This window comes from Metabacillus herbersteinensis (assembly GCF_042433335.1).
GTDB lineage: Bacteria > Bacillota > Bacilli > Bacillales > Bacillaceae > Metabacillus > Metabacillus herbersteinensis.
On sequence record NZ_JBHLVO010000012.1, the window covers coordinates 91,369 to 105,175 of the forward strand.

General features: G+C 40.0%; 10 protein-coding genes. All 10 read right to left on the minus strand.

The window, feature by feature from the left end:
- Positions 1–82: 82 nt before the first annotated feature.
- Positions 83–1,030 (minus strand): mannose-6-phosphate isomerase, class I, encoded by a 948-nt coding sequence (gene manA / locus ACFFIX_RS15030; protein WP_378935349.1) that lies wholly within the window; start codon positions 1,028–1,030, stop codon positions 83–85.
- 261 nt (positions 1,031–1,291) lie between these two features.
- A complete protein-coding gene (locus ACFFIX_RS15035; protein ID WP_378935351.1) occupies positions 1,292–1,918 on the minus strand; it encodes an SGNH/GDSL hydrolase family protein in 627 nt (208 codons plus the stop codon).
- A 173-nt stretch (positions 1,919–2,091) separates the two neighbouring features.
- Positions 2,092–3,873 (minus strand): L-lactate permease, encoded by a 1,782-nt coding sequence (locus ACFFIX_RS15040; RefSeq protein WP_378935353.1) that lies wholly within the window; start codon positions 3,871–3,873, stop codon positions 2,092–2,094.
- 241 nt (positions 3,874–4,114) lie between these two features.
- Positions 4,115–4,894 (minus strand): IclR family transcriptional regulator, encoded by a 780-nt coding sequence (locus ACFFIX_RS15045; RefSeq protein WP_378935355.1) that lies wholly within the window; start codon positions 4,892–4,894, stop codon positions 4,115–4,117.
- Between the two features lie 64 nt (positions 4,895–4,958).
- Complete coding sequence (locus ACFFIX_RS15050) at positions 4,959–5,738, minus strand: fumarylacetoacetate hydrolase family protein (protein ID WP_378935357.1); 780 nt, start codon at positions 5,736–5,738, stop codon at positions 4,959–4,961.
- 13 nt (positions 5,739–5,751) lie between these two features.
- Entirely contained in the window at positions 5,752–6,960 is a 1,209-nt protein-coding gene (locus ACFFIX_RS15055; RefSeq protein WP_378935358.1) for an NAD(P)-dependent malic enzyme, read from the minus strand.
- Between the two features lie 358 nt (positions 6,961–7,318).
- Positions 7,319–9,499, minus strand: a complete 2,181-nt coding sequence (locus ACFFIX_RS15060; RefSeq protein WP_378935360.1) for a malate synthase G — start codon at positions 9,497–9,499, stop codon at positions 7,319–7,321.
- A 150-nt stretch (positions 9,500–9,649) separates the two neighbouring features.
- Positions 9,650–11,104, minus strand: coding sequence for an FAD-linked oxidase C-terminal domain-containing protein (locus tag ACFFIX_RS15065; RefSeq protein WP_378935362.1), 1,455 nt, complete (start codon positions 11,102–11,104; stop codon positions 9,650–9,652).
- Between the two features lie 6 nt (positions 11,105–11,110).
- Positions 11,111–12,466 (minus strand): (Fe-S)-binding protein, encoded by a 1,356-nt coding sequence (locus ACFFIX_RS15070; protein ID WP_378935364.1) that lies wholly within the window; start codon positions 12,464–12,466, stop codon positions 11,111–11,113.
- 2 nt (positions 12,467–12,468) lie between these two features.
- On the minus strand, positions 12,469–13,794 hold the full coding sequence (locus ACFFIX_RS15075) for an FAD-binding oxidoreductase (protein ID WP_378935366.1): 1,326 nt from the start codon (positions 13,792–13,794) through the stop codon (positions 12,469–12,471).
- Positions 13,795–13,807: the final 13 nt, after the last annotated feature.

Consider the following 13,807-nt stretch of genomic DNA (forward strand, 5'->3'; position numbering starts at 1 on the left):
ATTCAACTCTCTTTTTTGTGTGAGAAAATAAACAAAAAAAACACAACCAACTATCGTAATTGTCGGCTGTGAATGTCATTATTTATGGATGCGAAACAATAAGTTGTACTTCTCCCTTTACTTCAAAATTCTCCAACCCACTCGGTAGGATAAAATGAACTCCTTTTTCAATCAGAAAGCTACCTTCTTCTGTAACAATTTCACCAGTTCCTCTTAAAACACTTCCAATCAAAAACGGCTTATCCTGTGTAAAGGTTGCAGAAGTGGAGATATCCCATTTGTAGACGGAGAAAAATTCTTCTTTTACAAGTGTTGTGATTTTCCCACCCGGTACATTCTCAACAGCAGGTTCTACCGCGAAATCTTGATGTGGAACTGTTGTAACATCAATTGATTTTTCAATATGTAATTCTCGTTTTTGACCATTTTGATCGACACGATCATAATCATATACACGGTAGGTTGTATCTGAGCTTTGTTGCGTCTCAAGAATCAATACACCTGAACAAAGAGCATGTATGGTTCCACTTGGTACATAGAAGAAATCACCCGGTTTTACTTTTATCCGTCGTAATAGGCTACCCCATTCTCCATGGCGAACCATTTCAATCAATTGTTCTGTTGTTTTTGCGGTGTGACCATAGATGATTTCAGCATTTTCTTCACAATCAATCACATACCAGCACTCTGTTTTGCCTAGCTCACCATTTTCATGCTGATTCGCATATTCATCGTTTGGATGAACTTGAACAGACAGATCATTATTTGCATCAAGTATTTTTGTGAGAAGTGGAAAAACGTCACCTTCAAGGTTGCCAAACAACTCCCGGTGCTGATCCCAGAGTTCACTCAACACTTTACCTTTAAAAGGCCCACTGCTTACGACACTTTGACCATTTGGATGTGCTGATACTGCCCAACACTCCCCTGTTAGATCTGACTCTATGTCATAACCGAATTCTGTATTTAATTTCGTCCCACCCCAAATTCGTTCTTGAAAAAGAGGGGCTAAAAAGATCGGTTGTTTCACGTAAAAGCACTTCCTTTTTTTTAATACTTCAGAATTTATATAATTTCTAGACTTAGAATGCGTTTCGCAAGTCCAGCTTCAGCGCCTAGCCCCGACGCACAGGAAGTGCTAGTGAAGTCGAAGCGACAGGACGTCGCGTTCTCGACTGCCTCGAGGTCATAAGTCAATTTTAAATTGAAGGCCAAGAACGCCCTCTATTTAGAATTGACTTATGCTATACCTAAGGCTGAACAAAGCGCTTGCGCTTTTTAATACTATTCCTTAGTTTACCATGACCTTTGTCCCTAATTCGACATTTCTTAACCACGTTATTGCCATCAGCATATTTCCTGCAGTGTTCATATGTACACCATCTGTAGTTAGCTTATAACTATTATTCGCTTTTAAATAATCAAGGAATGCTTGATGTGTAGGAACTAAAGTGGCATCAAATCTTTTGGCAAGCGTTTGAACAATCTCTACATAGGCTTTTAATTTTTTATTTCCAACTGCCTTTATGTCTTCTTCAATTATAGTTGGTTCCATTAAGATAATTTTCGCGTTTGTTTCTTCTTTTACTTGTGTTAATAATTTTGTATAAACTTGCTCAAATTGATCAGGGTATACTTGCTCATCCCCTTGGTTATCAAGCTGTCTCCATACATCATTAATACCAATTGAAATTGACACAAAATCTGGACTTAGTTCAATAACATCTTCTTGCCACCTAGCTTCTAAGTCAGTAACTCGGTTTCCGCCTATTCCACGGTTAATCACTTCGTACGATTGCTTTGGGTTGGTTGTTTTTAGATAATCATGAATCACTCGAACATATCCAGAACCAATCTTCTCTTCGTCTTCACGTCTTCCACAATCCGTAATACTGTCTCCAATGAACAAAACTCTCATTTCACATCTCCTCCATATTTACATCTAATTATAAGGTTTTTTTGTACCTAATAAAACTATTCGTTTACATAGATTACAAGTAATTTTAAAGAATTTTGTGTTTTAAAACTAATAATATCCTTTACAATTAAAAACACCCTCACTCCTAAAAGAATGAGGGTTAAAATTTACTATTACATATCAACTGTGTTGCTTTTACTCACGAGAGTATTTGCTCGTTTATTATTTGTTGCGATGATGTAAACGGCAGCAAACGCAATGGCAAGTGCGATAACTGAACCGATGTTAAAGATTCCTTTTTGCGAGTACCAGACAATTGAGTAGCCAATTGATCCTGAAAGCAAGGCATAGTACGTAAAAGGAAAAAGTGTTTTTCGTATTACTGTTCCTTCTTTTCCGACCATACCAACTACTGCCGAGGCTGCAACAACATTATGCACGCAAATCATGTTTCCTGCGGCTCCACCGACTGCCTGAAGAGCGACAATCCAGGTTGGATCTACACCCATTTGCGAGCCCACGTCATATTGAAATAATGCGAACATCATATTACTTACCGTGTTACTACCCGCGATAAAGGCACCAATTCCACCGATAAATGTTGCAAACAGTGGCCAGAATTCACCCGTTAGTGCTGCAACACCATTTGCAAGTTCAAGAGGCATTTTTTCAAATCCTGCTTCACCACCACCAGAATTGATAAAAACTTGAACCATGGGTACTGTGAAAACAAGTGCTGTAGAAGCAGCGAGTGTTGTTTTTCCTGATTGAGCCCACGCTTTTTTGTATGCGCTCCCATTCATTCCGTGTATGAAATACGTAATCAGTGAAACGAGAATAAAGATCGTCCCTGGCAAGTAGAGGGGCTGAAAGCTTGACGTAATACCTGAGTCAAAAATGTTTTCGAATTTTACAGTCCAAGATTGCATCCAGCCTAGTACTGGTAGCGCTTTCAATCTAGAGATAACAAGAAAAACACCAACTAAAATGTACGGAGTCCATGCTTTTACCATACTCATGCTTCCACTTTTATGTGTGATGTCTTTGATTTCTAGTTTTCCAGTCCATTCTGGATCCCATTTTGACTTTTCTTCAAAATCCCAGACATCATCTTTTGAAGGCATAAGGAATCCTCTTTTCGCTGCAAACACAACGATTGCTAAACCGACTAATCCACCAGTTATCGATGGAAACTCAGGTCCAAGCGTATTCGCAACAATTACATAGGGAATCGTCATTGCAAAGCTTGAGAAAAGTGCGAATTTCCAAACCTTGATACCCTCTGTAAACGATTTGTTTTTACCAAAAAACTTCGTCATCAAGGCGACAACAAATAGTGGAATAAGTGTCCCTGCAATCATATGTAGAATTGCTACTTGGCCCCCAATTGCAGTCACTAAGGAAAGAAAGTCGTTCGAGATGCTAGCATCAGCTGATAATCCTGTTTGAACTCCGACTAGCATTGGCGTTCCTACAGCACCAAAGGATACTGGTGTACTTTGAATGACCATTCCTGCAACTACCGCTGCCATTGCTGGGAATCCTAACCCTACCATCAACGGCACTGCAACTGCTGCAGGTGTACCAAAGCCAGAAGCTCCTTCTATAAAGGATCCAAACAGCCAGGCAATAATAATGACTTGGACACGGCGATCTGCCGAAATATCTGTGAAGCCTTGGCGAATCGTTTTAATCCCACCGCTTTCTTGCAATGTGTTTAAAAGTAAAATTGCACCAAAAATAATGAACAAAAGTGTACCAGCTACAACGAGCCCATTAATTGAGGCTGCTGCAACATTTGCTCCAGGCACTTTCCAAACAAATAACGCAAGTCCAATTGCAACTAAATATGAAATTGGCATCGCTTTACTTGCAGGCCATCTGAGCCCTACTAAAAAAATAGCGACTGCAATAATCGGTAAAAGTGATAAAAAAGCTAACATTCCTGTACTCATAAGACATTTTCCCCCTTGCGTTTGATATTATGAAACAAGTATCCCCTTTGTTGCTAATGAAGAAACTCGTTATACAACAATACAAAAAATGTTATATAACACAGTTTCTACCTATCTCCTATTATACGAAGTATCCTAGTAATTACAACGAATATTTCGAAAATTAGATAAATAATAAAACGCAAAAAAATTTGCTCGATATACTTCTTTATAAAGATACCGAGCAAACAACCAATTACTTTCAATAACTAATTTTATTATCGTGTCCAAGTCTTGCAGAAATTTGCTTTCCCACATGGAGCATTTCATTTTGGAGTTGAGCTAATCTCTCCTCATTCATCCGCATTGTAGGTCCCGAAATACTAGCAGCTGCAATTGCTTTGCCATTGTGATCAAGAATTGGTACTGCAATACAGGTAATTCCATATTCATTTTCTTCTAAATCAAGAGCATAGCCTTTTTGTTTGACCCGAATGAGTTCTTGCATAAATTCATCTTTGTCAACAATCGTTTTATCCGTGTGCATAGGCAGTCCCTTACGTTCAAGTATCTCCAGAACAGCACTAACAGGTAAATGAGCGAGTATTGCCTTTCCCACTGATGTACAGTGCATTGGGGCTCTTTTCCCTACTTTAGAATGCATACGTAACGTTTCATTGCCTTCAAGTTTTTCAATATAGACGACCTCACCTTGATCGTAGACAACAAGGTGAATGACTTCATTTGTTTTACTTTCCAACTCCTGCAAAAATGGACTTGCTTCTGATCTTAAATCAATTGATTCAAGAAGCTTTGAACTAATCTCTAAAAATTTATACCCTAGCTTATAGCGACTCGTTTCTTTATCTTGTTCAATATATCCATACTGGACAAGTGTGGATAGAATACGATAAACAGAGCTTTTATTTATATCTATTTGTTTGGCAATCTCTGTAACACCTAAGCCACTCTTTTTCAAACTGACTAGAGTAATGATGTCTAATGCCCGGCTCACAGACTTTACCATATTCTCTCTTTCCACTTTCTCTCACCTCTAGTGCTACGTAATTGCGTTTATTATAACATAGCTGCAACCGGGCACTTTTTTAGTGACTTTTTACGCTTTTCCTTGCAGTTACAAACGTATTTCGCAGAGTTCCAATCTCTTTAATTTCACATTCAATAACGTCTCCTGCACTTACTAATTCCGCCCCAACAGGACTTCCTGTCAAAATAACATCTCCCGGTTTAAGTGTCATCACACTCGTTAGATAAGAAATCATTCTCCGAATCGGAATAATCATTAATTCAGTGGCACTATTTTGTTTTTCACTATCGTTTAGTTTTGCTTCAACTTTTACATTAAAAGGATCTAGCTCTGTTTCGATAACAGGACCTAATGGTGTAAATGTGTCAAACGACTTTCCAATTGTCCAGTGGCCATCTTGATGAAAAAATTGAGGTGCAGTTACGTCGTTTCCTACAGTGTAGCCAAATACATAATCTAACACTTCTGATTCAGGTACATTTTTTGCCTCTTTTCCAATCACAATCGCAAGTTCTGATTCAAACTTTACTTGATCAATGCCAGTAGGAATCACGATTTCCTCTTCAGGTCCGATCACTGAAGATGTTGGCTTAAAGAAAAATACTGGGATTTCTGGCAACTCGCTTGGAAGGTCTTCAACGTTTGATACATAATTTGCACCAATTCCAATGATTTGGTTCGGCTCGAGCGGTGCTAGTAATTTTACTTCATTTAGGGAAAACGAATGATCTGTATACTCCCAGTCACCAAATAGATTGCCCTTAATTTCTCTGATTCCTTTGTCCGTTAATACTCCTGTTGAAACTGTTGAATTTACAGCAAATCTAATGAATTTCATTTTCCTGCTCCTCTCAAACTACATTTTCTTGTTTTGCGTTTGGTATTTTACGTGCTACACCTGTTTTTATCGCTGTTTCTGCAACTGCATTTGTGACAGCCTCTACGACTCGTTTATCGAACGCATGAGGGATGACGTAATCAAAGCTAAGTTCGTCAGCTGTAATTAAGTTTGCGATTGCATAAACAGCTGCCAATTTCATTTCTTCATTAATTTCAGAAGCATGTACTTGTAGAGCTCCTTTAAAAATCCCAGGAAAAGCAAGCACATTGTTAACTTGGTTTGGCATGTCAGAGCGCCCTGTTCCAACAACAGCTGCTCCTGCTAATCTCGCAATCTCTGGCATTATCTCTGGAGTTGGATTTGCCATTGCAAAAATAATCGCGCCTTTGTTCATTGACTGTACCATTTCAGCTGAAACCGCTTCAGCTACAGATACCCCTACAAAAACGTCAGTACCTTTTATTACTTCTTCTAGTGAACCTTCAATATTGTTCTTATTAGTAAGCTCTGCAATAGAATCTTTCATGGAATTCATTCCATTTTTACGCCCTTTAAAGATCGCACCCTTCGTGTCACACATGATGATATCTTTAACACCCATTCTAAGGAGTAACTTCGTGATGGCGATACCGGCAGCACCTGCACCATTTACAACAATTTTCGTATCTTCAAGATGTTTGTTCACTACCTTTAGGGCATTAATTAGGCCCGCTGCCGTCACAATTGCTGTTCCGTGCTGATCATCATGAAAAACGGGAATGTTCATTTCCTTTTTAAGCCTTTCTTCAATAATGAAACAATTTGGTGCTGAAATATCCTCTAAATTAATTCCACCAAAAGTAGGCTCTAATGCCTTTACCGTTTGAATAATTTGTTCGGGATCATTGATGTTTAAACAGATTGGAAACGCATCAATATCGGCGAAAGCCTTAAATAAGGCAGCCTTTCCTTCCATTACTGGCATCGATGCCGCACCACCAATATTCCCTAACCCTAATACGGCAGATCCATCGGAAACAATCCCAACTAAATTACCTTTAATCGTATAATCATAGATTTTTTCAGGACTCTCAAAAATCTCTTTACAAGGCTCTGCAACCCCAGGAGAATAAACCAAACTCAAATCATGTGAGTTTTCTACCGACATCTTTACATTCACACTTAATTTTCCTTTGAATTGTTTGTGAAGCTCCAACGATTCTTCCCGAAAGTTTGACATTACCTCAGCTCCTTCTCAAATTGCGTGCCACATAGCATATTAAGCAGCACATTTTGTTCTTTTTATCTAATTTGATATCCAATTCTACGATTCTATAATTTTATTAACGGAAAACTCGCTTCTATCTAAGCATTTTGCTGTATTTTCGACTTCTATCTGCGAAAATCAAGCTTTTATCTTCGAAAATCGTGCTTCTATCTTCGAAAATTGCCATCCTATCGACGAATCGACATTTTTCAGCAAAATTCGAGCAAGTAACTCGGCGTCAAACGTACTATCCCCATGCGCTGCGTTCTACTCTCAACTGTATTGAAGCACAAGGAGCTACTCTACTCTAAAGCTCCTTGTGCAAAAGACACTATTGTTTAACAGCAAACTTCACTTTTGCTTCAATTCGGCGACGGTGTAAAATTGGCTCTGTATACCCATTAGGTTGGTTGTAGCCTTCGAAAACCAACTCACTGGCTGCTTGGAACGCTACTGAATTATCGTAGTTTGCAGACATCGCCATGTATTCTGGATCATCCGCGTTTTGTTCATCGACAACAATAGCCATCCGTTGTAATGTCTCACGTAATTGATCTTTTGTGCAAATTCCATGATGTAGCCAGTTTGCCATGTGCTGGCTCGAGATTCGTAATGTCGCGCGATCTTCCATTAACCCGATATTATTAATATCAGGAACCTTTGAACAACCCACTCCATGTTCAACCCAGCGCACAACATATCCTAAAATACTTTGTGCATTGTTGTCTAATTCTTGCTGAACTTCTTCAGGACTCCACTCAGCGTTTTCAGCAACTGGGTAGTCCAAAATAGCATCGCGAAGGTCTTTGGAATCCTTAACCATCTCATTTTGCACGTTTGTTACATTAACTTTGTGGTAGTGAAGCGCATGCAATGTTGCTGCTGTTGGTGAAGGAACCCACGCTGTATTGGCGCCTGTGTGTAGTTGGGCAATTTTTTGCTTCAACATGTCATCCATCATATCAGGCATTGCCCACATTCCTTTTCCAATCTGGGCACGACCTTGAAAACCAGTTGCGAGACCAACATTTACATTTGATTGCTCATAGCCTTGTAGCCATGTAGACGTTTTCATTTCACTTTTACGAATCATAGGTCCAGCTTCCATTGATGTATGAATTTCATCACCCGTTCGATCTAAGAACCCAGTGTTAATGAACACAACTCGATCTTTTACTTGTCGAATACATGCCTTCAAGTTGAGAGATGTACGGCGTTCTTCGTCCATCACACCAATTTTCAGTGTATTCCGGTCTAATTCTAGCAAATCTTCTACACGATCGAAAAGTTGGTTTGCGAATGCTACCTCTTCTGAGCCATGCATTTTCGGCTTTACAATATAAACAGAGCCCTTTGATGAATTTTGATAGGGACCGTTTCCTAACAGTGTGTGTTTCGCTAGTAAACTGGTAATTACGGTATCTAAAATTCCTTCTTGGATCTCCTCACCACTTTGATCTAAGATAGCGCTGTTTGTCATTAAATGCCCAACGTTACGGACAAACATCATTGAACGTCCTGATAACGTGAGTTCTTCACCAGATGGTGATGTGTAGCTTCGATTAGGATTAAGCGTTCTAGTAAATGACTTATTGCCTTTAACAAAAGTTGAAGATAAGTCACCCTTCATTAAGCCTAACCAGTTCCGATAGACAATAACTTTGTCCTCAGCATCTACTGCTGTTACTGAATCTTCACAGTCCATAATTGTTGTTAGCGCTGCTTCCATGAGGATATCTTTTACGCCTGCATCGTCTGTTTTCCCGATCGGATGACTACGATCAATTTGGATTTCAAAGTGAAGGCCGTTATTTTTCAGCAAAATTGCTACAGGGTTCTCGGGCTCACCTTGATATCCTACAAACTTCGTACCCTCTTCCAAACCTGTAGTTTTGCCATCTGCGAGTGTTACAGATACCTTTCCATCGACAATGCGATATTGCACGGCATTTTTATGAGAGGATTCTTGTAGTGATGCTGCCTCGTCAAGAAATTCTCTTGCAAATTCGATGACTCTTTCACCACGTACTTGATTGTAGCCGCCACTGCGATGTGCACCATCCTCTTCATTAATCGCATCTGTTCCATAAAGAGCATCATAGAGGCTACCCCACCGAGCGTTTGCGGCGTTAATTGCATAGCGAGCATTATTTACAGGAACGACTAGTTGTGGTCCAGCTTGGATCGAGATTTCATCGTCAACAGCTTCAGTCGTAATCTTGAAATCCTCTACATCCGGTTCTAAATAACCTAACTCTTCTAAAAATGATTTGTATTTATTGAAGTCAAAACTTTCATTGTTCTCTCGGTACCATGCATTAATTTGGCTTTGGATCTCATCTCGCTGTGCTAATAATTCCTTGTTTTTAGGAGTCAAATCGTTTACTAACGTTTCTAATCCAGACCAGAACTGTTCACTTTTCAACCCGCTTTCAGGGATGGCTTCTGAATTAATAAATTCATATAAAGCTGGAGCCACTTGGAGATTCCCTACCTTTAGATAGTCTTTCATCATTGTTTCCTCCTTAGATATGTTTGTTATTACGAAACATTGTTTTCTTTTTTTCTTATAATAAAAGCATAACACGATTTTTTGTCTTTTTTCAATTGTTTTTTGTCTTTTTTCAATTGTTTTCCTTCTTTTTTCTAAATTTTCTTTCAACTATGATGTTTGCGCTGCTTTCATCTCCATTTTAATTTCAACACACCGTCCAGGAGTAGGAAAAAGCTTACCCGCATTTAATAGATTGTTAGGATTAAACACCTCTCGGATATCGGTTTGTGCGATAATTTCCTGGTCAGAAAAAACAAAGCGCATCTCTTCTCTTTTTTCGATTCCCACTCCGTGTTCTCCTGTAATCGTTCCACCAACATCGGCACATGCTTGCAAACATGCACTACCAGCCACTAGTGCCCGTTCCGTTTCACCAGGTTTTCTCGCATCAAAAAGAACGAGTGGATGAAGATTTCCGTCTCCTGCATGAAAAATATTAGCGATACGCAGACCCGCTTCTTCACTAATTTTGTTAATTTTAATGAGTACTTCTGGTAACTTGCTTCGCGGAATCACACCATCTTGTACTAAATAGTCTGGAGAAATAGCTCCCATCGCCCCGAATCCTGTTTTTCGATTCGCCCACCATGCTGCTCTTTCCTGCTCATCTTTCGCGGCTCTCACTTCGCGGACGTTTCGACTTTTACATACCTCAAGAATATGATTTATTTGTTCATCAATACCGGCAGAAATTCCATCCACTTCAATTAATAACACTGCTTCGATGTCCTTTGGATGTCCTACAGGAAAGGCTGCCGCCTCCACACCTTCAATTGCAATTTTATCCATCATTTCAAGAGCAGCTGGAACAATACCTGCTGAAATGATATCTGATACAGCTTGACTCCCATCTGCAACTGAATCAAAATATGCGAGCACCGTTTGCTTTGATTCAGGGTTTTTCAAGATTCGCACGGTTATCTTTGTAACAATTCCAAGCGTCCCTTCTGATCCTGTTAACAATCCAAGTAAATCATACCCTGGCGCATCGGCAATTCCACTTTTGCCGATTTCAACAATTTCTCCGTTTGGCATGACAACCTCTAGTCCTAAAATGTGATTTGTTGTCACACCATATTTAAGACAATGGGCTCCACCAGCATTTTCGGCAACATTTCCTCCGATTGTACAGCAGGATTGGCTCGAAGGATCTGGTGCATAATAATAGCCTTTATCAGATATCGAGTTTGTTAGTTTAAGATTCACGAATCCTGGTTGCACTACGGCACGCCGATTCTCCAAATCTACACTTAGCAAGCTTTTCATTTTAACTAAGCTAATGATAACCTCTCCATTTAGAGGGATCGCTCCACCACTTAAACCTGTTCCCGCTCCACGTGCTAGGAATGGCAGCTGATTTTCAGCGCAGTATTTTACTAGGTTGGCAACTTCTTGGGTATTCTTTGGAAAAACAACTGCCTTTGGTAGATGCTTATGAAGGGTAAAACCGTCGCAATCATAAGCGAGTAAATCTTCTTTTTGATAGAGAATGGAGTAAGACCCTTCAACTAGACTTGCTAGACTTTGAATGTGTTTGTCCTTGGATTTGACTTTGGTCGCCATTTCTAATCACTCCTTTACAGATTCCTCTTTTTGATAGGCCCAATCTAATAATTGAATTGTATGAACCACCTTTTGATTTCGACCATACTTTTGAACACCCATTGCCATTTGTAGCATACAGCCCGGATTACCCATTGAGATCATCTCAACATCGTCAGGGACATTTTTCATTTTACTTTCAAGCACAGCACCCGCCATTTCAGGGTTTGTAATATTGTAAATGCCAGCACTTCCACAGCAACGATCAGCGTTTGGCATATGTACCATTTCGACCCCAGGAATATCGAGTATAATATTTCGTGGCTCCTGTCTTACTCCTTGACCATGTGCTAGATGACATGCATCATGATAAGTAACCCGAGCGTTCAATTTAGCTTTTGGTATTTCGTAGCCTGTGTCATGAAGGTACTTTGAAATGTCTTCTACTTTTGCCGAAAACTCTTCTGCTCTTTCGTGCCACTCTGTATCTTCTTCGCGGAACAACTCTGCGTACTCCTGCATCATACAACCACAGCCAGCTGCATTGACGATAATTTTATCGGCATTTTGAAACGCTTCAATATTTTGCTTTGCAAGCTTTCTTCCTGTGTCACGATCACCCGCATGAACATGTAGCGCCCCACAGCACGTTTGGTTTTGCGGGATTACGACATCATTTCCGTTCCGAGTCAACACATTAATTGTCGATTCGTTTATATCACTGAACATCACGTCCATGACGCAACCTGTTAATAAGGCCACTTCATTTTTTGTTTTGCCTTTTCCTTTAATGACTTTCTCATTTTTGTATCTTTTACGAACTGGCGTTGAGATCTCAGGCATAATTGCTTCCATTTCAACTAAGTGCTGTGGCATGATTTTCATTACCCCTGTTTTTCGAACAACCTTTTGCATCCCACTTTTTTGATAAAATTTCAATAAGCTGCCAACTGAGTTTAAACGACTTTGATGTGGGAAAATTCCCTTTAAGAAAAGTTTACTAACTGATCCTTTCCATCCAGTGAGCGGCATGGCCTGACGAATTTGCCCACGTGCTTCTTCAATCAATCCACCTACATCAACATCGGCAGGACATGCGGTTGTACAAGCTCGACAATCGAGGCACGCAAAAACCGGATCCATGAACTGCTCATTCACTTCGAGCTTTCCTTCTGCAACTGACTTAATCAGATGAACTCTCCCACGTGGTGAATGCTGTTCCTGACCGGTAAGCTCATAAGTCGGACAAGCTTCCAAGCACATTCCACAATGAACACAGTCTGCCCACTTATTCTCATCAGGCTGATCTTTCCAAAGATAATTACTTAAGCTTGTTGTCGCACACGGTGGGTCTTGCTTTAAGTCACTCTCTCTTATGCTCACGACTAAATCCCTCCCACGAATCGTTTTGGATTTAACATTCTACGTGGATCCACTTTTTGCTTAATTCCTTCTAACAGGAAAAAATAAGACGGTGTCTCTCCCCATACATTTACTTTTTGACGGAGATTGTAAGGTAGATGCTTTACAATCACGTAACCTTCTAGACTTTCAACGAAATCTCTTAGTTGCTGAATCGCTGATACAACATCCTGACTTGCTCCTTTTAAATGAACATGACACAATCCGTGCCCTAACCCGCCATTTGCTTTGATATCTAAATTGAAGCTGTCATGAAGAAGCTGACTTTCTTTGAGCACTTTAATAACATCTAAGTTTTTCACACCAATTTTCAACGTACATTCTGTTTCTTGTTCCGGTGTTGGTGCTGCCCCGTTTGGGCTCTGTTTATAAAATTTCTCCCAAAACGTACGTGCTTGCTGTTGTTGAAGAAGGTTCAGCTTTGTGTTGTTGGGTTGAATTTTCCGAACAAAATCCTCTTGATAATGAACCGAGCTTTCAACATCTTCAAAGCTGATGGCTAAGGTGAAAGACTTCTCTCCTGTTAAGCTTTCCGCTAAAGCCGGACTTACTAATTCAAGAGTAATTGGTTCGAGCATGGAGTCTAATAGCTTGATTGCAAAAGCACCAACTTCCTCAAGGTTACCTTCTGGAAAGGATACAAGAATAAGACTTTCATATTTAGCTTGTGGACGGAGCTTTAAGGTGATTTCAGAAACAACTCCAAGCGTCCCCATTGAACCAATAAACAGCTTGTTCATGTCATAGCCAGCAACATTTTTCACGACCTTGCCACCAGAACGGATCACTTTTCCATCTGGATAGACGATGCGAAGTCCAATCACTACGTCTCGCGAAGAACCGTATCCCAACCGTTTAGGACCGCTTTCATTTGAAGCGACGATGCCACCAATTGTTGAGTACTCAGGCCACGCGGGATCTAGTGAAACCTTTTGGTTATGCCCTGCCAAGTAATTCTGTAATTCTTTAAAGGTCGTTCCCGCCTTGACTGTTAATGTCATGTCACCGACAACATGCTCGATAATTCCCTTATAGTTAGCTAGCGACAGTAAGATATCAGCAGACTCAGTCAGTCCTCCATATCCTCTTTTCGTACCGCCGCCAACGACTGTAATTGTTTTTCCGTTGTCGTTTGCGAATTTTAAAACGCTTACAATTTCTTCTTCTAGTTTTGGATAGACTGTCACCTGTCCACTATTTCCTAGTGGGTGGTTTTGGTTTCTCGTTTCAATGATTTGTTCTTCAGGTAAGATTGTCTTTAATTCTGTGAGCAGTTCTGCTACTATCAAAACTTATACCCCC